Source organism: Nocardia sp. NPDC058058 (assembly GCF_042885355.1).
GTDB lineage: Bacteria > Actinomycetota > Actinomycetes > Mycobacteriales > Mycobacteriaceae > Nocardia.
Map to the genome: position 1 here is coordinate 616,085 of NZ_JBHVSA010000001.1, position 20,267 is coordinate 636,351.

General features: G+C 67.2%; 19 protein-coding genes. 10 read left to right on the plus strand and 9 right to left on the minus strand.

The genetic code is table 11. The annotated features are described in order from the left end of the window. The first annotated feature begins 25 nt into the window (after positions 1-25). From recD to ACFVUS_RS02800, 3 genes are all read left to right on the plus strand, one after another. Positions 26-1,909 (plus strand): exodeoxyribonuclease V subunit alpha, encoded by a 1,884-nt coding sequence (gene recD, locus ACFVUS_RS02790; RefSeq protein ID WP_387761448.1) that lies wholly within the window; start codon positions 26-28, stop codon positions 1,907-1,909. A gap of 22 nt (positions 1,910-1,931) precedes the next feature. Beyond that, entirely contained in the window at positions 1,932-2,774 is an 843-nt protein-coding gene (locus ACFVUS_RS02795; RefSeq protein ID WP_387761449.1) for an alpha/beta fold hydrolase, read from the plus strand. A gap of 87 nt (positions 2,775-2,861) precedes the next feature. Then, positions 2,862-4,346 (plus strand): flavin-containing monooxygenase, encoded by a 1,485-nt coding sequence (locus tag ACFVUS_RS02800; RefSeq protein ID WP_387761450.1) that lies wholly within the window; start codon positions 2,862-2,864, stop codon positions 4,344-4,346. Positions 4,347-4,351: 5 nt separating this feature from the next. Here the strand turns inward: ACFVUS_RS02800 and hutC are convergent, their stop codons facing one another. Then, on the minus strand, positions 4,352-5,122 hold the full coding sequence (gene hutC, locus ACFVUS_RS02805; protein WP_387761451.1) for a histidine utilization repressor: 771 nt from the start codon (positions 5,120-5,122) through the stop codon (positions 4,352-4,354). A 188-nt stretch (positions 5,123-5,310) separates the two neighbouring features. On the opposite strand from hutC, the gene hutU reads away from it, so the two are divergent. From hutU to hutG, 4 genes are read left to right on the plus strand one after another with little or no spacing between them, the layout of a single operon-like run. After that, on the plus strand, positions 5,311-6,990 hold the full coding sequence (gene hutU, locus ACFVUS_RS02810; protein WP_387761452.1) for a urocanate hydratase: 1,680 nt from the start codon (positions 5,311-5,313) through the stop codon (positions 6,988-6,990). A gap of 35 nt (positions 6,991-7,025) precedes the next feature. Next, the gene (locus ACFVUS_RS02815) at positions 7,026-8,456 is read left to right on the plus strand and encodes a purine-cytosine permease family protein (RefSeq protein WP_387761453.1); all 1,431 of its coding nucleotides are present in this window, start codon (positions 7,026-7,028) and stop codon (positions 8,454-8,456) included. Then, positions 8,434-9,654: an imidazolonepropionase gene (hutI, locus tag ACFVUS_RS02820; protein ID WP_387761455.1), complete on the plus strand. Its 1,221-nt coding sequence runs from the start codon at positions 8,434-8,436 to the stop codon at positions 9,652-9,654. Before ACFVUS_RS02815 ends, hutI begins: the two co-directional genes overlap by 23 nt. Beyond that, positions 9,651-10,607 (plus strand): formimidoylglutamase, encoded by a 957-nt coding sequence (hutG, locus tag ACFVUS_RS02825; protein WP_387761456.1) that lies wholly within the window; start codon positions 9,651-9,653, stop codon positions 10,605-10,607. Before hutI ends, hutG begins: the two co-directional genes overlap by 4 nt. On the opposite strand, the gene ACFVUS_RS02830 is transcribed toward hutG, so the two are convergent. Continuing rightward, on the minus strand, positions 10,604-11,068 hold the full coding sequence (locus tag ACFVUS_RS02830) for a hypothetical protein (protein WP_387761457.1): 465 nt from the start codon (positions 11,066-11,068) through the stop codon (positions 10,604-10,606). The two genes, hutG and ACFVUS_RS02830, sit on opposite strands and share 4 nt — an antisense overlap. Before the next feature lie 108 nt (positions 11,069-11,176). After that, complete coding sequence (locus ACFVUS_RS02835) at positions 11,177-11,842, minus strand: TetR/AcrR family transcriptional regulator (RefSeq protein ID WP_364633839.1); 666 nt, start codon at positions 11,840-11,842, stop codon at positions 11,177-11,179. A 135-nt stretch (positions 11,843-11,977) separates the two neighbouring features. Here ACFVUS_RS02835 and ACFVUS_RS02840 point away from each other — a divergent pair, with 135 nt between their 5' ends. After that, positions 11,978-13,549, plus strand: coding sequence for a succinic semialdehyde dehydrogenase (locus ACFVUS_RS02840; protein ID WP_387761458.1), 1,572 nt, complete (start codon positions 11,978-11,980; stop codon positions 13,547-13,549). Between the two features lie 35 nt (positions 13,550-13,584). Further along, the gene (locus ACFVUS_RS02845; protein WP_387761459.1) at positions 13,585-14,409 is read left to right on the plus strand and encodes an SDR family NAD(P)-dependent oxidoreductase; all 825 of its coding nucleotides are present in this window, start codon (positions 13,585-13,587) and stop codon (positions 14,407-14,409) included. Positions 14,410-14,485: 76 nt separating this feature from the next. On the opposite strand, the gene ACFVUS_RS02850 is transcribed toward ACFVUS_RS02845, so the two are convergent. From ACFVUS_RS02850 to ACFVUS_RS02860, 3 genes are all read right to left on the minus strand, one after another. Next, complete coding sequence (locus ACFVUS_RS02850; protein WP_387761460.1) at positions 14,486-15,199, minus strand: HAD family hydrolase; 714 nt, start codon at positions 15,197-15,199, stop codon at positions 14,486-14,488. Continuing rightward, positions 15,196-16,047, minus strand: a complete 852-nt coding sequence (locus ACFVUS_RS02855; protein WP_387761461.1) for a putative protein N(5)-glutamine methyltransferase — start codon at positions 16,045-16,047, stop codon at positions 15,196-15,198. Before ACFVUS_RS02855 ends, ACFVUS_RS02850 begins: the two co-directional genes overlap by 4 nt. A 186-nt stretch (positions 16,048-16,233) precedes the next feature. Continuing rightward, positions 16,234-17,094: a YdcF family protein gene (locus tag ACFVUS_RS02860; protein WP_387761463.1), complete on the minus strand. Its 861-nt coding sequence runs from the start codon at positions 17,092-17,094 to the stop codon at positions 16,234-16,236. Between the two features lie 288 nt (positions 17,095-17,382). On the opposite strand from ACFVUS_RS02860, the gene ACFVUS_RS02865 reads away from it, so the two are divergent. After that, the gene (locus ACFVUS_RS02865) at positions 17,383-18,231 is read left to right on the plus strand and encodes a bifunctional 5,10-methylenetetrahydrofolate dehydrogenase/5,10-methenyltetrahydrofolate cyclohydrolase (RefSeq protein ID WP_387761464.1); all 849 of its coding nucleotides are present in this window, start codon (positions 17,383-17,385) and stop codon (positions 18,229-18,231) included. A 54-nt stretch (positions 18,232-18,285) separates the two neighbouring features. Here the strand turns inward: ACFVUS_RS02865 and ACFVUS_RS02870 are convergent, their stop codons facing one another. From ACFVUS_RS02870 to ACFVUS_RS02880, 3 genes are all read right to left on the minus strand, one after another. After that, entirely contained in the window at positions 18,286-19,035 is a 750-nt protein-coding gene (locus ACFVUS_RS02870; RefSeq protein WP_387761465.1) for a L,D-transpeptidase family protein, read from the minus strand. A gap of 130 nt (positions 19,036-19,165) precedes the next feature. Then, positions 19,166-19,816, minus strand: coding sequence for a cyclodeaminase/cyclohydrolase family protein (locus ACFVUS_RS02875; protein ID WP_387761467.1), 651 nt, complete (start codon positions 19,814-19,816; stop codon positions 19,166-19,168). A gap of 139 nt (positions 19,817-19,955) precedes the next feature. Continuing rightward, positions 19,956-20,153 carry a hypothetical protein gene (locus ACFVUS_RS02880; RefSeq protein WP_387761468.1) on the minus strand — a complete coding sequence of 66 codons (198 nt, stop codon included), beginning with the start codon at positions 20,151-20,153 and terminating at the stop codon, positions 19,956-19,958. Positions 20,154-20,267: the final 114 nt, after the last annotated feature.

Sequence of the window (20,267 nt, forward strand, 5' to 3'; positions counted from 1 at the left end):
TCATCGTGCGCGGGCGGGTGATCGCGTGACCTCGATTCAGTTGGCGCAGCGCGGAACCGGCGCGATGCAGATCTTCAATGCCGCGGGGGTGCTGTCCGCGGCCGATGTGCACGTGGCGGTGCGACTGGGCCGGTTGGGACAGGAGAACTCACCGCTGGTGCTGTTCGCCACCGCGCTGGCCGTGCGCGCGGTGCGGTCCGGCTCGGTGTGTCTCCAGGTGCGGCGCATGCATGAGATCGGCGTGGATGCCGAAGGGACCGAAGAGTCCTCGATCGATCCGGCCACGCTGCCCTGGCCGGATGTGGACGCGGTGATCGCCGAACTGCGCAAGAGCCCGCTGGTGTGCGGCAGCCCGGCGGGACCGCTGCGGCCGCTGCGCCTGATCGATCCGCCCGGATCCACCGATGGCCCGCTGCTCTACCTGGACCGGTACTACCGGCAGGAGGAGACGATCCGGCAGGTGCTCACCGAGCGCTCCACCACCCAGCCCATGGTGGACGCGGAACTCATTCGGCGCGAACTGGATCGGCTGTTCCCGCGCGAGGGCGGCGCGGGCGAACCGCCCGATCGGCAGCGGCTCGCGGTGGCCCTGGCCGCTACCCAGTGGACCACCGTGGTCGCCGGTGGCCCGGGTACCGGTAAGACGCACACCATCGCCCGCGTGCTGGCTCTGCTGGTGGCACACCAGGAAGCGATGCCGGGCGCACCCGCACTGCGCATCGCCCTGGCCGCCCCGACCGGTAAAGCCGCTGCGCGCCTACAGGAATCGGTGCGCGAGCAGGCGGGCGATATCGGCCTGCCCGAACTCACCGCCGCCACCCTGCATCGTCTGCTCGGCTGGCAGCGCGGCGGTGCGAGCCGATTCAAGCATCACGAGTTCAACCGCCTGCCCTACGACGTGATCGTGGTCGACGAGACCTCCATGGTCTCGCTCACCATGATGAGCCGCCTGCTGCCCGCGGTGCGCCCGGACGCCCGCCTGGTACTGGTCGGCGACCCGGACCAGCTGGCCTCGGTCGACGCGGGCGCGGTGCTCGCCGATCTGGTGGCCGGACCGATTGCCGGACAGGCGAATCCGGCCCTGGACAAGATCCTGGGCGGCGAAATGCGGGATAGCGCCGGGCATCCCGACGCGCTGTCCGCCCGCGAACGAGAACGCCTGCGCGGCGGCATCGTTCGCCTCACCCGGGGTCGCCGCTTCGGCGGCCGCATCGCCGAACTCGCGGTGGCGGTCCGCGCCGGGGACGCCGATACCGCCTTGGACCTGCTGCGCGCGGGCGGCACCGAACTGTCCCTGCACACCCCCGAGGAGCACACCGAGGTGCGCGCGGATGTGCTGCGCGCCGCGCACGCCGCCACCGACGCGGCGCTCGCCGGTGACGCCACCGCCGCCCTCACCGCCCTGGAATCGCATCGCCTGCTGTGCGCGCACCGCCAGGGGCCGTACGGCGTGGAACGCTGGGATCGCATGGCCGCCGGATGGGTGGCCGCCGCGGGCATCAGCACCGAACCCGGTCCCGGACACTGGTATCCGGGCCAGCCGCTGCTGGTCACCGCCAACGATCACGAGGCCCGCATCTACAACGGCGATACCGGCGTCATCGTCCGCATGCCGGACGGCACCCTGCGCGCGGCCCTGCAACGCGGCACCGAACCGTATCTGGTGCACCCCACGCAATTCCCGGGCGTCACCACCGTCTACGCCATGACCATCCACCGCAGTCAGGGCAGCCAGTACGACACCGTCACCGCCGTGCTGCCCGGACCCGAATCGACCCTGCTCACCCGAGAGTTGCTGTACACGGCCATAACTCGCGCCCGTAAACATGTGCGGGTGCTCGGCACCGACGAGTCGATTCGCGCCGCGATCGGCCGCCGGGTACTGCGCGCGAGCGGTCTGCGCGCGTAGCCTGGTAACCCGGAGGGGTGCCATGGCAGACACCGGGTTCGAACAGTTCGCCGATTCCGTGCTGTCCGCGGACGGCACCCGTATCGCGTATCTGACGGTGGGCCAGGGACCGCCGGTGATCGTGCTCCCGGGCGTGCTGTCGGTGGCGAGCGGTTTCGCCCGCTTCGCCGCCGCCCTCGGTACCGGGTTCACCGTGCACACCCTGGAGCGGCGCGGGCGCGGCGAGAGCGGACCGCAGGGGCCGGACTATCGAATCAGCCTGGAGTGCGAGGATATTCGCGCACTCCAGGACAAAACCGGTGCCACGCTGATCGTCGGGCACAGCTACGGCGGGCTGATCGCGCTGGAGGCCGCGCGCGACAATCCGGATATCCGCAAGCTCGCCCTGTACGAACCGGGTGTCTCGATCGCCGGATCGGTGCCCTCGGACTGGATGCCCGCCTATGAGCGATACCTCGATCAGGGCAAACCCTTCGACGCCTTCGTCGAATTCGTGCGCGCGCTGGGCCCGGAGAACATGCGCAAGATGCCGCGCTGGATGTTTCGCCGCATGATGCCGCTATTCATGAACGCGCCCGAGAAGGACATGGTGGTGAGCCAGCTCGCCGAGAATCTGCGCGAGCATCGCGAGATCATCCGGCTGAACGACACCTATCCCCACTACGCTGGCATCACCGCCGAAGTGCTGCTCATGGACGGGGACAAGGATCCGCAGCGCCGCACGGACCCCGACCACACCCGGCTCGCGGAAACCCTGCCGCACTGCGAGCGCCGCACCGTCCCGGGCCTCGATCATTTCGGCATCGACAAACAGGCCCCCGAACTCGTCGCCGGCATCATCGGCGAATTCTTCTCGCGTTCGTAGTGCGCTTCGCCCCTGCGCGGGTGCGGTGCTGGATACGCTGGGATCGGGTGCGCGGGCACCGTCACATTGCGAATCGGAGGAGTATCGATGAGCAGCACTCCCGAGCACGTCGATGTGCTCATCGTCGGCGCCGGACTGTCCGGAATCGGCGCGGCCCATCATCTGCAGACCGCGTTTCCGTGGCGCACCTACGCGATTCTGGAGATGCGCGAGGGCATCGGCGGAACCTGGGATCTGTTCCGCTATCCGGGAATTCGCTCCGATTCCGATATGTTCACCCTCGGCTATCGCTTCCGGCCGTGGCTCGGGGACAAGGCCATCGCCGACGGGGATTCGATTCTGAACTATGTGCGCGATACCGCCGCGGAGGCGGGTATCGACAAACACATTCGCTACCGGCACCGGGTGCTGCGCGCGGAATGGTCGACCGCCGATGAGCGCTGGACGGTGACCGCCGACCACGATGGCGAAACGGTGACCATTACCGCGAATTTCCTGTTCAGCTGTTCGGGCTACTACCGCTACGACGAGGGCTACACCCCGGAATTCGCCGGTATGGAACGCTTTTCGGGTCCGGTCGTCCATCCGCAGCATTGGCCCGAACAGCTCGAGGTGGCGGGCAAGAAGGTCGTGGTCATCGGTTCCGGAGCGACCGCGGTGACCCTCGGTCCGGCGCTGGCCGATCAGGGCGCGCACGTGGTCATGCTGCAGCGCTCACCGTCGTACATCATCTCCATGCCGGCGCGCGATGCCTTCGCCGATCGGGTGCGCCGCATCCTGCCCGCGCGGGCGGCCTACGGGCTGGCCCGGGCCAAGAATGTCGCGCTCAGCACCGCCATGTATCAGATCTCGCAGCGCTATCCCAAGCGTATGCGCTCGTGGATTTTCGGCCTCCAGAAGCGCTGGCTCCCAGCCGGTTACGATATTCAGACGCATTTCAATCCCAGCTACAAGCCGTGGGATCAGCGGCTGTGCCTGGTGCCCAACGGAGATCTGTTCCGCGCCATTCGCCAGGACAAATTGGAGATGGTCACCGATCGCATCGAGACCTTCACCGAAACCGGTCTGCAGCTCGAATCCGGTCGTGAACTCGACGCCGATATCATCATCACCGCAACGGGTTTGAACCTCATCGCCTTCGGCGGTCTGGAATTGACGGTGGACGGGGAGAAGGTCGAACTCCCGAATGCCATGGCGTACAAGGCCATGATGCTCTCCGACGTCCCGAATTTCGCGTTCATCATCGGCTACACCAACGCCTCCTGGACGCTCAAGGCGGATCTGGTGTGCGAGTACGTGGTTCGGCTGCTGCGCCATATGGATTCGAACGGTTACGCGAAAGCCACCCCGATCCGCGATCCTTCGGTCGGCACCGCGCCCTTCCTGGATTTCCAGCCGGGCTATGTGCTGCGCGCCCTGGATCACCTGCCCAAACAGGGTGACCGGGTGCCGTGGCGGTTGCGCCAGAACTATCTGCGCGATCTGCCCACGCTGCGTTACGGCAAGATCGTCGACCCGGAAATGCGCTTCGAGCGCGCGGGGGAGTCGACCCCGATCGCCAAGGCGCGGTAGCGGTCTCAGCGCCCGAAGACGCCTTCGAGGCGATTGCGTGAGCCCGGATGGACCAGCCGGGCCACGCTGACCAAACCCTGTTCGGACCAGGTGCGGCGGCGAATGAGCAGGCACGGTTCACTGCGATCGATACCGAGCAGGCGGCATTCCTCGGCGCTGCCGAGCACCGCCTCGACCACGTGCTCACCGCGCACCAGCGGTGCGACCCGGCTCAGGTAGTCATTGGGCGTGGTGACCGCGAAATCCTGCTCCAGATAGCCGGGAGCCTGCGCCGGATGTACGTACCGGTCCTCGACCTGGATCGGGGTGTCGTCCTCGAAATGCACCAGCACCGAATGAAAAGCCCTGGGGCCGAGCGACTCCCGCAGCGACGGCTGCGTCCCGTCCAACTTCTCCTCGCGCACCAGAATGACCTCGGTGCGATGCCGATGCCCGCGCTGGGAGATCTCATCGGCGATATTGCGCACCTCGAACAGCGGTGAGGATCCCTTGGTGCTCGCCACGAAGGTGCCCACGCCCATCATGCGCACGATCAGGCCCTCGGCGGTGAGCTCGCGCAGGGCGCGATTGATCGTCATGCGGGAGAGTCCGAGCGCCGCCACGAACTGATGCTCGGACGGTAGTTGATCGCCCTCCGTCCAGCGCCCTGAACGCACCTGGTTGATCACCAATTGCTTGACCCGCTCGTACGCGGGCACCGCATCGCCGCCCGCCTCGGCGAACAGTGCGGCCAGGGAGACCTCGCCCGAGCTGTTCGATCCCGCGACCGTTGCCATCCCCGTACCGCTCCCTACCGTGTGCACGTTCCGAGCATGCAGCCTACCGGCCCGGATCCCGCGATTTTGACAGTTGTATAGACAGGACTATACAACTGTTGCAGAATGCGATCCAGCACACATTCACGGCCCAGCGCGAACGGAGTCACCGGGCCGCAGGTGCGAAACCAGGCGAGGACGAGGAATCCATGGACATCAACTCACCCGGCCACGAGGCCCGACCGGTGCGCGCCCCGCGCGGACCCGAGCTCACCACGCTCGGCTGGCAGCAGGAGGGTGCGCTGCGCATGCTGATGAACAATCTCGATCCGGAGGTGGCCGAACATCCGGACGCCCTGGTCGTCTACGGCGGCACCGGCCGCGCGGCGCGGTCCTGGGAAGCCTTCGACGCCATGGTCGCCACCCTGAAGACGCTGCACAACGACGAGACCATGCTGGTGCAGTCGGGTAAGCCGGTCGGCGTCTTCCGCACCAACGAATGGGCACCGCGCGTACTGATCGCCAACTCCAATCTCGTTGGCGACTGGGCGAACTGGGAGGAATTCCGCCGCCTGGAGGAGCTCGGGCTCACCATGTACGGGCAGATGACCGCCGGATCCTGGATCTACATCGGCACCCAGGGCATCCTCCAGGGCACCTACGAGACCTTCGGGGCGGTGGCGCGCAAGCGATTCGGCGGCACGCTCGCCGGAACCATCACCCTCACAGCGGGACTCGGCGGAATGGGGGGTGCGCAGCCCCTCGCGGTCACCATGAACGAGGGCGTGGCCATCTGCGTCGACTGCGATGTCACCCGCATCGACCGGCGCATCGCGCACAAATACCTGGATGTGAAGGCCGACAACCTCGAGCACGCCCTGGAGCTGGCGATCGAGGCCCGCGATGCCCGGCGGCCGCTGTCCATCGGCGTGGAAGGCAATGCGGCGGAGGTGTTTCCGGCGCTGCTCGAGCGCGAGGCCCCGATCGATATCGTCACCGATCAGACCTCGGCGCACGATCCGCTCGCCTATCTCCCGATCGGCGTCGACTTCGGCGATATGAAGACCATGGCCGAGAAGGATCCGGTCTGGTTCACCGAACAGGCCCAGCTCTCCATGGCCGCGCATGTGCGCGCCATGGTCGGATTCCTGGATCGCGGCGTCGAGGTCTTCGACTACGGCAACAGCATTCGCGATGAGGCCCGCAAGGGCGGCTTCGATCGCGCCTTCGATTTCCCTGGTTTCGTGCCCGCCTACATTCGCCCGCTCTTCGAAGAGGGCCTGGGCCCATTCCGCTGGGCCGCGCTGTCCGGCGATCCCGCCGATATCGCCGCCACCGATAAGGCGATTCTCGAATTGTTCCCGGACAACGAGCATTTGAAGCGCTGGATCACCCTGGCGGGGGAGAAGGTCGCCTTCGAGGGCCTGCCCGCGCGCATCTGCTGGCTGGGTTACGGCGAACGGCATCTGGCCGGACGCAAATTCAATGAAATGGTCGCCAGCGGTGAGCTTTCCGCACCCGTCGCCATCGGCCGCGATCACCTGGATTCGGGTTCGGTGGCCTCGCCGTACCGCGAGACCGAGGCCATGAAGGACGGTTCGGACGCCATTGCCGACTGGCCGCTGCTGAACGCGCTGCTCAATACCGCCTCCGGCGCGTCCTGGGTATCGCTGCACCACGGCGGCGGCGTCGGTATGGGCCGGTCCATGCACGCCGGACAGGTCATCATCGCCGACGGCACCGAATTGGCCGCACGCAAGATCGAGGCCGTCCTGACCAATGATCCGGGCATGGGTGTCATCCGGCACGCCGACGCCGGATACGAACACGCCATCGATACGGCTCGCACGCGCGGAGTCCGCATCCCCATGTCCGAGAATCAGCACTGATCCACCGCGGTCGCCAAGCAGGAAAGGCTGAGACCATGACGCACGACGGTCCCGCCGAGGTAGTACTCACCCCCGAACGCCACACCATCGATGTCATTCCCGATGCGGAACGGCACGGCAGTCCGCGCAGTCAATTCACCCTGTGGTTCGGGGCGAATATGCAGATCACCGCGATCGTCGACGGTGCGCTCGCGGTCATCTTCGGCGCGGATGCGCTGTGGGCCATCATCGGACTGCTCATCGGCAATATCGCCGGTGGCGCGGTGATGGCGCTGCACTCCGCGCAGGGGCCGAAACTGGGCCTGCCGCAGATGATTTCGAGCCGGGCGCAATTCGGGGTGCGGGGTGCGATATTGCCGCTGCTGCTGGCGATCGTCATGTACCTGGGGTTCGCGGCCACCGGCACCGTATTGGCCGGTCAGGCGGTGGCCAAGGTACTGCATATCGACAGTCCGAAATTGGGCATGGTGATCTTCGGGCTGCTCACCGCGTTCATCGCGGTCACCGGGTACAAGCTCATTCATATCGTGGGCCGCGTCGCCACCGTCGTTGGCATTGTCGGATTCAGTTATCTGGCGATCCGTTTGTTCGCCGAATACGACGTGACCGCGCAGCTCGGGGTGAAGGGGTTCGAGACCGCGACGTTCCTGCTGGCCATCTCACTCGGTGCGGGCTGGCAGCTCACCTTCGGACCGTATGTGGCCGATTACTCGCGGTATCTGCCGCGCTCGACCAGTGATCGGGCGACATTCTGGTCCACCTTCGCCGGGACCGTGATCGGCTCGCAGTGGTCCATGACCTTCGGCGCGCTCATCGCGGCGGTGGCGAGTAAATCCTTCATGAAGGATCAGGTCGGGTTCATCGGCGAACTCGCCGGACCGGCGGCGGTCGCGGTACTGATCTATCTGGTGATCGTCACCGGAAAGCTGACCGTGAACGTGCTCAACGCCTACGGCGGGTTCATGTCGATTCTCACCACGGTGACCGCTTTCGAAGGGCGCTCGCGCATTTCGACGCTGGCGCGCGGGCTCTACATCGTCGGATTCACCACCGTGGCGACCCTGATCGCTATTGCCGCCAGCGCGGATTTCCTCGCCAATTTCAAGAATTTCGTGCTGGCGCTGCTCATGGTGTTCACGCCGTGGAGTGCGATCAATCTGATCGACTACTACCTGATCTCCAAGGAGCGCATCGACATTCCGGCGCTGTACGACGCCTCCGGGCGCTACGGGGCGTGGAATGTGCCCGCGCTGGCCTGCTATTTCATCGGCGTCGGGGTGCAGATTCCCTTCCTGGCGACCAAGTTCTACACCGGACCCGTCACCGACATGCTCGGCGGCGCGGATATCTCCTGGATCGTCGGCATCGTGGTGACCGCCGGGCTCTACTACCCGCTGGCCAAGCGCACCGCCACTCCGCCGGAACAGATGATCTATCCGCCCGATGCCGAGATGGCCCGAGCCTGAGAGGAATTCGACCGTGACCAGCCTGGTCGTCACGAATATCGGAACACTCGTCACCAATGACCCGACGATCGGTGCGGGCGCGCTCGGCGTGCGCCGCGATGCCGCCATCGCCTTCACCGATGGGCGGGTGGCATGGGTCGGGGACAGCGCGGACGCGCCCGCCGCCGATCACGGCGTCGACCTCGGCGGCCGGGCACTGCTGCCCGGATTCGTGGAAAGTCATTCGCATCTGGTGTTCGCGGGGGAGCGGGCCGAGGAATTCGCGGCCCGCATGACCGGAACCCCGTACAGCGCGGGCGGTATTCGCACCACCATCGAGGCCACCCGGGCCGCCGATGAGCCGCGGCTCGAAGCCAATGTGCGACGGCTGCTCAACGAGGCGCTGCGCTCGGGCAGCACGACGGTGGAATGCAAGACCGGATACGGGCAGACCACCCGCGACGAACTGCGCAGCGCACAGGTCGCGGGGCGGTTCACCGATGAGGTGACGCTGCTCGCCGCGCATGTGCCGCCGCCGGAGTACGCGGGCCGCGCCGATGACTACGTGGCCATGGTGTGCGATGAGATGATCGAAGCCTGTGCGCCGCATGCCAAATGGATCGATGTGTTCTGTGAGCGCGGGGCCTTCGACGAGGAACAGTCCCGGGCGGTGCTGAAAGCCGGTGTGGCGCACGGGCTCATCCCGCGCGTGCACGGCAATCAGCTCGGACAGGGGCCGGGGGTGCGGCTCGCGGTGGAGATGGGGGCGGCCTCGGTCGATCACGTCACCTACGTGAACTCGGCCGATATCGACGCGCTGGCAAGCGGTTCCACGGTGGCGACCCTGCTGCCGGGCGCGGATTTCTGTACCCGCAACTCCTATCCGGACGCCCGAGCGCTGCTCGATGCCGGGGTCACGGTGGCGCTGGGTGCGGACTGCAATCCCGGCACCTGCTACACCACCAGCCTGCCGTTCTGTATCGCGCTCGCGGTGCGCGAAATGCATATGACCCCGGCGGAAGCCGTGTGGTCGGCCACCATGGGCGGGGCGAAGGCGCTGCGGCGCACCGACATCGGCGGTCTGAGCATCGGTGCCCGCGCCGATGCCATTGCCCTGGACGCGCCCTCGTATCTGCACCTGGCGTATCGGCCCGGTGTGGCGCTGGTGCGCGAGGTGTGGAAGGACGGCGTACTCGTCACCCCGGGAGTCGCGGCATGAGCGCGGAGATTCAGGTCGATATTCCGCCGGTCGCATGGAGCGGGCGGATTGACGGCGACGGTCCGGAGCATCTGCGCTGGCATCAGGCCGTGTGGCCGTACGATCCCGATGCCTCGGAAAGTCGCTGTGTCCTCATCGGTTTCGCCAGCGATGAGGGTGTGCGCCGCAATAAGGGCCGCCAGGGCGCGGCGGCGGGACCGCATGCGCTGCGCGCCGCGCTCGCGTCCATGGCACTCAATGATCCGGTACTGCTCGAGGATGCCGGAACGATCGCGGTCACCGATACCGATCTCGAATCCGGTCAGGCTCGATTGGGCCGGGCCGTCGCCGCCGCCATCGACTCCGGCCGCCTGCCGGTGGTGCTGGGTGGCGGGCATGAGGTCGCGTTCGGAACCTACCTCGGTGTCGCGGCCGCCCTGGCCCGCGAATCGGGCACCCGGCTCGGAATCCTCAATCTGGACGCGCATTTCGATCTGCGCGGCGAGCCGGTCCCGAGTTCCGGCACACCCTTCCGGCAGATACTGGAGGCCGAACACGCCGCGGGCGGCTCGATCCGCTACGACGTGCTCGGCATCAGTCAGCCGAGCAATACCCGTGCGCTGTTCGACACCGCCGACCGCTTCGACGTGCACTACCTACTCGATGATCGTTGCGGCCCAGCCGATTACGCGCTCGTCGACGCGTTCATCGCCGATCTGCTCGACGCTGTCGACCTGCTGTATCTGACCATCGACCTGGATGTGCTCCCGGCCGCCGTCGCGCCCGGGGTGAGCGCTCCGGCCGCATACGGCGTTCCGCTGGACACCATTCAGCGCGTCTGCGACCGAGTGGCCATGAGCGGCAAGCTGATCGCCGTCGACGTCGCCGAACTCAACCCCGGCCTCGATATCGACAACCGCACCGCCCGCACCGCCGCTCGCCTCATTCACCGCATGGTGACCCGGCACCCCTAGCGGGCGGGAGCGCCGATCGGGCGGACGCGTTCGCGGGAGAACAGCAGCGACAGCAACGCCACCACCAATCCACCGCCCACCAGGTACAGACCCCAACTGCCGTTCAGCAGATCGCGGTAGTCATCGCGGAGCTGCCGGTCGAAGTCGTCGTACAGTCGCCAGGCGAGCACGCCCAGCGCCGCGAACCCGACCAGCACCCCGAGACCGCCCAGCGCCCGCGACCCGACGAGCGCGGCGATCAACACGACCGCGGCCACCCCGAGCAGCACCACGGCCAGCGAGGTCCAGAACGACGCGGATTGATGACCGATCTGATCGAGGGTCTTCCCGGCATCGAAGCCATTGCGCAGATCCCCCAGCCGGACATCACGCGCATGCACGCTGCCGAGCAATGGGCCGAACGTTCCGACGGCGATCATGATGGCACAGGCGAACAGCAGCAGATGGACGAAAGTACGCATACCCCACGGTAGGTGCATTTCGGGCATCCGTGCCGTAGGCGGCGAAAGGTATTCACGAACGCGGCGTCGGCGCGTCGTCCCGAGTACGCCGACCCGTGCGGAAACCGGTCAGCCCGCGAACAGGCCCGGGATGGTGAGGGCGTATTCGACGTCCTCGCGACTGCCGAGGGTAACCAGACAGCTGCGAATCATGGTCAGGCGCGCGGCGGCGATGGTTTCCGGGGTGGGTTCGCCGTTCGCCGAAATGCGGTAGACCACGAATTCGCAGGTCTGCAGGCAGGTGTCGAGGTCGAGGTCCGCGGGGGTGGGGCGGCCGAGCTTCTCGAATTTGGCGCGAATCAGGGCGCGGATATCGTCCATCGCACGTTCGCGGTACGGGGAGACCGGCGAGCCCGGATCGTGGAGTTCGGCGAACAGCGGCGAGAGCATCGGTCCGTGGCCGTCTGCCCAGTAGAGGTAGGCCTCGATCATGTTGATGCCCAACTGAACCGGCTCTTCGGTGCGTTCGAGCGCGGTGCGGATACCGCCGACCAGATCGTCATTGGAGATGGCCAGTACCGCGTGCAGCGGTTCGGTCGCATTGGCGAAATAGCGGTAGAAGGTCGGGCGCGCCAGGCCCGCCGCCTCGATGATCCGCGCCACACTCAGACCGCGCGAACCGTGTTGGGCGAAGACGTCGGCGGTGGCCAGCACGATGCGGGCGCGCACCTGATCGGCCTGCTGGGCCGTTTGCGGCGGGCGGCCGCGGCGGGTGGCGGGGGTGGCCGAGGTCATCGACGGCTCCGGGTGCTTGACATGAGGTGTGGCACGGACATTAATCTAACACTAGTGTTCACCTAACAGAGGTGTTCAGAAAATTGCTTCCACGCACCGCGGCCGGACCCGCGGGCGCTATCGAGAGGGCGACCAATGTCGACTGCCCCGCAGCTCGCCGCCGCTGACGCACTGCCGTTCGACCTGGTGCAGCGCTTGCTCGCGCACGCTGTCGCGGGCGGCGCGCCCTCGGTCGAGGTGTTCGCACCCGCCACCGGCGCCAAGATCGCCGATCTGCCGCAGTCCTCCACCGAGGATGTGGAGACCGCGTTCGCCACCGCTCGCACCGCCCAGGCGAAGTGGGCCAAGACGCCGGTCGGGGAGCGTGCCGCACTGCTGCGCCGCATTCACGATCTGGTGCTGGCCGAACAGGACACCATCCTCGATATCGTGCAGATCGAGACCGGCAAGTCCCGCGTGCACGCGTTCGACGAGGTCTCCGATGTCGCGGTGAACACCCGCTACTACGCCGCCGAGGGCAAACGCCTGCTCGCACACCGCAAGCCGCGCGGCGTCATGCCGGTGCTCACCCAGGTCGAGGTGCGCAACCGGCCCAAGGGCGTGGTCGCGGTCATCTCGCCGTGGAACTACCCGCTCGCGCTGGGTGCTTCCGATGCGCTGCCCGCACTGCTCGCCGGTAACGCGGTCATCGGCCGCCCGGACAATCAGACCGCGCTGACCCTGCTGTGGGCCATCGATATCGCCGAGCGCGCGGGCCTGCCCAAGGGGCTCTGGCAGGCGGTGCTGGGTCGCGGCGCCAAGCTCGGCCCCGAGGTCATCGCGCGCGCCGACTATGTCGACTACACCGGTTCCAGTGCCACCGGCCGCACCATCGCCCAGCAGGCGGGGGAGCGGCTCATCGGTTACTCGCTCGAATTGGGCGGTAAGAACCCGCTGCTGGTGCTCGCGGACGCCGATGTGTCCAAGGCCGCCAAGATCGCGGTGCGCGCCTGCTTCGCCTCGGCCGGGCAGCTCTGCGAATCGATCGAGCGAATCTACGTGCACGACAAGGTGTATGACCAGTTCATCACCGAATTCGTCGCCAACACCAAGGAATTGAGCCTCGGCAAGACCCTCGATTTCGATTACGAGATCGGCTCGCTCACCTTCCCGCGTCAGATCGACACCGTCAGCACGCATGTCGACGATGCGGTGAGCAAGGGTGCGAAGGTGCTCGCCGGTGGTAAGGCCCGCCCCGAACTCGGCCCGTACTTCTACGAGCCCACCATCCTGGCCGAGGTGCGCGAGGGCATGACCGTGTACCGCGAGGAGACCTTCGGGCCGGTCGTCTCGGTGTACCGCGTCGGCAGCGATGACGAGGCCGTGGCGCAGGCCAATGACACCGCGTACGGGCTCAATGCCAGTGTCTGGAGCAAGGATACCGAGCGCGGGCGTGAGGTCGCGGCCCGCGTGAACGCCGGATCGGTGAACGTCAACGAGGGCTTCATCGCCGCCTGGGGTTCGGTCGCCGCACCGTCCGGCGGACTCGGCATCTCCGGCACCGGCCGCCGGCACGGTCCCGAGGGACTGCTCAAGTACGTCGACACCCAGACCATCGCGGTGCAGCGCATGCTGCCCATCGCCCCGCTGCCCGGGATGTCCGAGCAGGTGTGGGCCAAGACCATGACGCTCTTCCTGGGCGTGATGAAGACGCTGCGCCAGAAGTGATTCGCTGACACTCGAGACAAAGGGGTACCGAGGTAATGAAAGACGTTGCGGGCAAGAAGGTTCTGGTCACGGGCGCGGCCATGGGCCTGGGCAAATCGTTCGCCGAACACGCGGTGCGCGAACGGGCCGCCGATGTGGTGCTGTGGGATATCAACGCCGAGGCGCTCAAGCAGACCGCCACCGAGCTCGCGGCGTTGGGCGGCAGCCGGATTCACCACTATGTGGTCGATGTGTCCGATCGTGAGGCCATCGCCGAATCGGGTGCGGCGGTGCGCAACGAGGTCGGCGATATCGATGTGCTGATCAACAACGCGGGCATCGTGCGCGGCAACGGGTACTTCTGGGAGACCGAGAACCGCGGCGATATCGAGAAGACCGTTGCCATCAATTCCCTTGCGCCCATGTACATCACGCTGGAATTCCTGCCCGCCATGGTCAATGGCACCGGTGAGGCGCGGGTGCTGAACATCGCCTCCTCGGCGGCACTGGTCGCCAATCCGCGCATGAGCGTGTACGCGGGCTCCAAGTGGGCGGCGCTGGGCTGGTCGGATTCGGTGCGCCTGGAGCTGGAACAGTCCGGCAATACGCACGTGAAGGTGACCACGGTCTGCCCGACCTACATCAACACCGGCATGTTCGACGGAGCCAAGGGTTTCCTGTTCACCCCGATCCTGGAGCAGGACGCGGTGGTGAACACCTCCTGGGACGAGATGAAGAAGGGCTCCCCGCTGGTCGTGCTGCCCTGGACCTCGCGCCTGAACCGCGCCATCTCCGGTCTGCTACCCCTCAAGGTGCGCGACTTCTACCTCAACTCGGTCGGCGTCTACCACTCCATGGACGAATTCACCGGCCGCAAGTAGGCCGTCGGCGCACCGGCCCGGTGGACGTCACGGGCCGGTGCGTCACCGAATCACGGTGCGCGGTATGGGTTTCGCCTCAGTGCGAGTCGAAATTACCGAAGGTCGTCGCGCTCAGTTCGGCCAGCGAGGGGATCACGGTGATGCCGTCGCGATGCGCCACACCGCGCGCGGTGCGATCCAGCCAGTAGGCGCGCAGGCCCGCATCGCGCGCGCCGATGCCGTCGGTATCGAAGCGGTCCCCGACGTAGGCGACCTGTTCCGGGGGTAGGCCGATCATCGCGCAGCCGGCCAGGAAAATGCTCGGATGTGGTTTGGCCGCACCGAATTCCGCCGAGCACAGCACCGCGTCGCCGAAATGCACGCCCAATCCGACGGCTTCCAGCTTGCCCTGCTGATGCGCGCGCGAGGAATTGGACACCACCCCGAGTGCCACCTGTCCGGCCAGCCCGCGCAGGGTCGGCGGCACATCGGGGAACGCGGCCCAGGCGGTATCGCGGCGCGCGGCATAGCGTGCGAACCAGGCCACCGGATCGGCCACCTTCACCCCGATATGCGACAGGAACCGTTTGGTGCGCAATTGCTGCTGCCCGGTGAAGGTGAGCTCACCGGACAGGAACCGGGGATACTCTTCCTCCTCGAGCGCGCGCCACAGCAGCACCGCCTCCTCGGGGGACAGGAAGTAGTCCAGCAGATCCTCCGCCCGCAAATGCCGCAGCAGCCCGACCCGGGCGGTCGCCGAATAGTCGATGAGCGTGTCGTCAATATCGAACAGAATCCCGCGAATGCTCATGCGCCCACACCCGATCGGGTGCCGATGACGACGGTCGCGCCGAGTTCCTCGTCCTCGGCGATGCGGGCGGCGAGGCCGTGTTCGCGCAGCACCTGGACCGCGCGCGGGGCCTGCTCCTCGCTCTCCTCGACCAGCAGGTGGCCGCCGGGGGCGAGCCAGTCGGTGGCGACGGCCGCGATCCGGCGCAGCACGTCCAGACCGTCCGCGCCGCCGTCCAGCGCCACGCGCGGTTCGTGATCGCGCGCCTCGGGCGGCATGGAGGCAATGGCGGCGGACGGCACATACGGGGTGTTCGCCAGCAGAATGCGCACCCGCCCGCGCAATTCGGCGGGTACCGGGGTGAACAGGTCACCCTCGACGACTCGTGCGCCGAGTGGTGCGAGATTGCCCCGCGCGCACGCCACGGCCGCGGGTTCGATATCGGCCGCGGTGAGTTCGACCCGAATACCCTCGGCCGCAGCCTCGATCGCGAAGGCCATACCCAATGCGCCACTGCCGCAGCACATATCGAGCACCACCATGGGGTCGCTGACGGAATCCCGCATCTCGCCGACCCCTTTCTCGTCTCGAATCATCGCTCGCCCCAAGGCGATTGCCTGCTCGACCAGGAATCCGGTGCGCTGTCTGGGCACGAACACATCCGGCGCGACCGCCACCCGCAACCCGCGGAATTCGGCCCAGCCCAGCAGATGCTCCAGGGGAAACCCGGCGATCCGCCGTTCGACCAGCGCTTCCAGTTCCTCGTGATCGGCGGCGGCCGCTTCCAGCAGCGCCGCCTCATCCTCCGCGAACACGCACCCGGCCGCCCGCAGACGAACGACAAGGCCTTCGGTTCCCGTAGTGCTCACCGGGCCATTGTGCCCGTTCCCACCAGCACACTTGCCACTCGGGTCGAGTGGGAGGTCGTTCGCGGCCGGCCGCGGCGGCGATGCCTGTCGGGGCGGTGGATAACGAAAGTGGCCGGGATCCAAGAGGATCCCGGCCACCGGACGAGCTGTCGGGTCACGGCCTTGGGGCCGACCCGAATCCGTGAATCAGCGTTCCACCGGCAGCAGCATGGTGCGGGTGGCGTCGAGGTAGATGCCGCGCTGGCTGTTCTTGGCGGGCGGGGGGAGCTGGGAGACGAGCTGTTCCAGGGAGGTGGTCGCGCCGACCACCGGGATGCCCGCGACGATGAAATCGGCGACCGCGCGGCGGATGTGGTTGGGGGAGGTGACCACGATGGCGCTGGTCGCGCCCGCCTTGCGGAGCATATCCGCGCCGTAGAGAGCGTTCTGCACGGTCGAGCCCGCGCGGTGATCGGCGATGATGCGGGCGGCGGGGATACCGTGCCCGATCAGCCAGCCCTGCATGGCCGCGGCCTCGGTGATGCCGTTCTGCGGATTGCCGCCGGTGACCAGGATCGGGGACATCGGGGAGGCGATGGCCTGCAACCACGCGGCCTGCAGGCGGTTCACCAGTTCCGGGCGCATGCTGCCGTCGGGCAGCAGACCGTAGCCCAGCACCGCGATACCGGTGCTCGGTCCGGCAATGGCCGGAATCGGATTGGGCAGGGTGCCCACGGCCGCGCCGATGGCGTGGAAGAGGTTGCGGGTGCGGTCGGCGAGCTGCGGGTCGACGCCCTGCAGCCGGTTCAGCGCCACCTCGCGGGTGATCAGATCACCGGTGTAATCCGACCAAATGGCTTGCAGGGCAAGCGCTTGCGCGTCATCGGGGGATTCGGCGAGCAGGTTCCGCAGGTCCGCGAGTCCCGCGCCCGCGTCACCGTCGGTGAAATTGTCCTGGGCGGAGTTGTAGAGCGGGCCGGGGTCGGCGTGGGCGATGCCCGGGCCGAACAGGGTCAGGGCGGCTGCCGCCGCCGCGAGAACTGTAGGAAAACGCCTGGCGATCTGCACTGCTGTCGACCTTTCCGAAAGAGGGTCACGCATGCTTGCTGGGTTATCTACTCACTTTGCTGACTGGTGGCTCGGTACCGATTGGGGACACAATACGGCTGACCACAGCCGTTGTCGGGTATTTGCCGAAGTGATTTTCCCGGGTTTGACGCTCACCAGGGGCGGGAACCCGCGCGCTATGCGGGCGCGCAGGCGCGCGTATGCGCGGCCATCGCGACCCGCGTTTCGGGCCGTCCGAGCGTGCGCGGGTTACCGGGCGGCATCGTCCGGGCGATAGGGTGTACTTCCGTGGACACGACTTCGCTCATCGGCAAGGAACTCGCCGCCGCCATCAACGCCGACACCAAGGCCCGCGCCGCCGCGCTCACCGAGAACGGGGCCCCCGCACGCCTGGCACTGGTGATCGCCAATGACGATCCGGCCAGCGCCTGGTACGTGAAGTCGCTCAACCGCGCCGCCGAGCGCAATGGAATCACTTGTGAGAACGTCGATCTCGGTGTCGACGCGACCGCCGAGCAGATTCGCGCCAAGCTCACCGAGCTGTCCGCCGATCCGGCCGTGGACGCGATCATGCTGCAGACCCCGCTGCCCAAGGGCGTCGGCCTCGATGATGTGAGCCTGGCGATCGCCGCGGCCAAGGATGTGGACGGCGTCAGCCCGCTCTCGCTGGGCCTGCTCGCCTCCGGCCTGCCCGGCTTCCCGCCCGCCACCTCCGAGGCGGTCGTCGAGCTCGCCAAGTTCCACGGCATTGCGCTGGAGGGCCGCCTGGTGGCGGTGATCGGCCGCTCCAATATCGTCGGTAAGCCGCTGGCTCAGCTGCTACTGGCCGAGAACGCCACCGTCACGGTCGCGCACTCCCGTACCGCCGATCTCCCCGCGGTGACCTCGGCCGCCGATATCGTCGTCGCCGCGGTCGGCCGCGCGGGCCTGGTCACCGCCGAGCACGTCCGGGACGGCGCGGTGGTCATCGACGTCGGCACCAATGAGGATGAGAACGGCGGTATCACCGGCGATGTGAATGCCGAATCCGTCACCGGCAAGGCAGCGGCCCTGAGCCCGGTTCCCGGTGGCGTCGGTCCCGTCACCACCGCACTGCTCATGCGTCATGTCGTCCAGGCCGCCGAATCCGCACGCTGATCACTCGTTCGCGTCAGGGGGTGTGGGGGCTTGCCCCCACACCTTTTCCTCCCACTACCAGTGGACGGTGACGGGGTCGCCGAGCGAGACATTGTCGTAGTACCACTCGGCGTCACCGGGTGCGAGGTTGATGCACCCGTGGCTGACGTTCGAGTTGCCCTGTGAATCCACCGACCACGGGGCGGAGTGCACGTAAACGCCTCCCCACGTGAGCCTTTCGGCGAATTCACCTTGAATCAGATAGCCCTGCGGATCGCTCAGCGGAATGCCGATGGTGCGCGAATCGAAGGTCACCGAACGGTCGTGCGAGAGCACCGGGAAAGTGCCGGTCGGGGTCTCCCAACCGGGTTTGCCCATCGATGCCGGCATGGTGCGCACCGGAACCCCGCCCATGAAGACGGTGAAGGTGTGCGCGGACATATCGGCGTCCGCCGTTGTGCCGCCGTTGGTTTCGAACTGGGTGTGCAGGCGACCCACCGACACCGTGATAGGCGATGAGGTGGGCAGGTACGCGGCCGGAGTCCAGGTCAACTGTCGGTCGTCTACCCAGGAGAAGTGCCCGGCGAGGGCGGCGTCGGCGCGCACGCTCATGGCCTGTTCGGCGCGAGCGCGATCGGCGACGGGTTCGGTGAAGCGCACCCTGACCGGTGCGGCTATCCCGACTGTTTCACCGGGCCCCGGCGTAATCGCCTGCACCGCCGGGAGATTGGGTGAGATACCCACCGCCCCCGCGGCTCCGGAGCCGAATGCGGCTGCCGCCGCGAGTGTCGATGCGACGAACAGAAGGCGCAATGCTTTCCGCATGGGTCCATCCCTTCGAAAGGGTGTGGTCTGGAGGCTCAGCCTATGACCAGATCATCCCATTCTTCCTGAAATGTTCCCGCTTCGTGACCTAGTTTGCGGCGTGGGAAGTTGGAAACGCCTGCTCGGGGGTCTATTTGGTGATCGAGATGACCACATCGTTGTGCAGCGCCTCCGCACGCGCGATGATCTCGTCGATCTGGGTGAGCACGGGAGCGAACTCCGCACCCGCGCCCGCGTCCAGGGACGCCACATTGATGGCGATATTGAGCTGCGAACTGGCCGCCGCCGCCCGCGCGGCATCCGCGGCCGCACCGATATCGGTGACCACGTTCGGATTGCCGATGGGCAGCAATTCGGTTGCGAGCGAGACGACTTCGTCGGCCGCGGCGACCACGGCCGCGGGCACCCGGGCCGCGCCCAGCAGTGCGTCGGTAATGGCCGCGGCGCGCGCGGCCTGCTCCGCGTCGGTCTCCTTGGGCAGCTTGTAGGCCGCGCCGACGGCGGTGAACGCGGCGGCATCGGCATCGGCGAGCGCCAGCGCGCGATCACGCGCGATATCGGCGGCCACGATGATGCGATCGATCACGGGCCGGTTCTCGGCGTCCTTGGCGCGGGTGGTGTAGCGCGCCACCATGGCGACCAGCGCGGCTCCCTGCGCGGCGTGCAGCGCGGCGACCGCGCCGCCACCCGGCGCGGGCACCTTGGCGGCCAGCTCATCCAGGTAGCCCTGCAGGGTCGAGTCACCGAAGCTGGTGCCGGTCTGCGCGGCGTCCTGAGTCATGAGGAATGGCCTCCTTGAGAGTGCGTGTGATCGAGCGAGATTCGCCGCTAACGGTACCGGTGCGCGATGGCTCGGCTGTCGCTGGGCCGGCAGATTCCCCCGCACCTCGTCCCGCCGCCCTACGCTGGTCGCTCCGCGCTCACCTGTGCCAACCCACCTCGGTAGGCGCGTACAGGGCGACAGCGATAATCCCCGTTCGATGCTTCTTGTAGCGCACGGCACTGTCGAGGTAGATCACATCGGCAACCGCGAGAACATCGGCGACCTCGCCACCGGCGAAGTGCCGCGCACTCGGCGTGATCACCGCCGTAGCGTCCTCACTCCACAAGATATTCATGAGCTGCACATGTGGTGTGGTCCGCCGAGAGAAGTCATACACGATCGCCGCCACCTCGCACCCGAGTCTCATTGCGGCAGCATGTATCTCGCATTCATCCTGAGCGCGCCGATC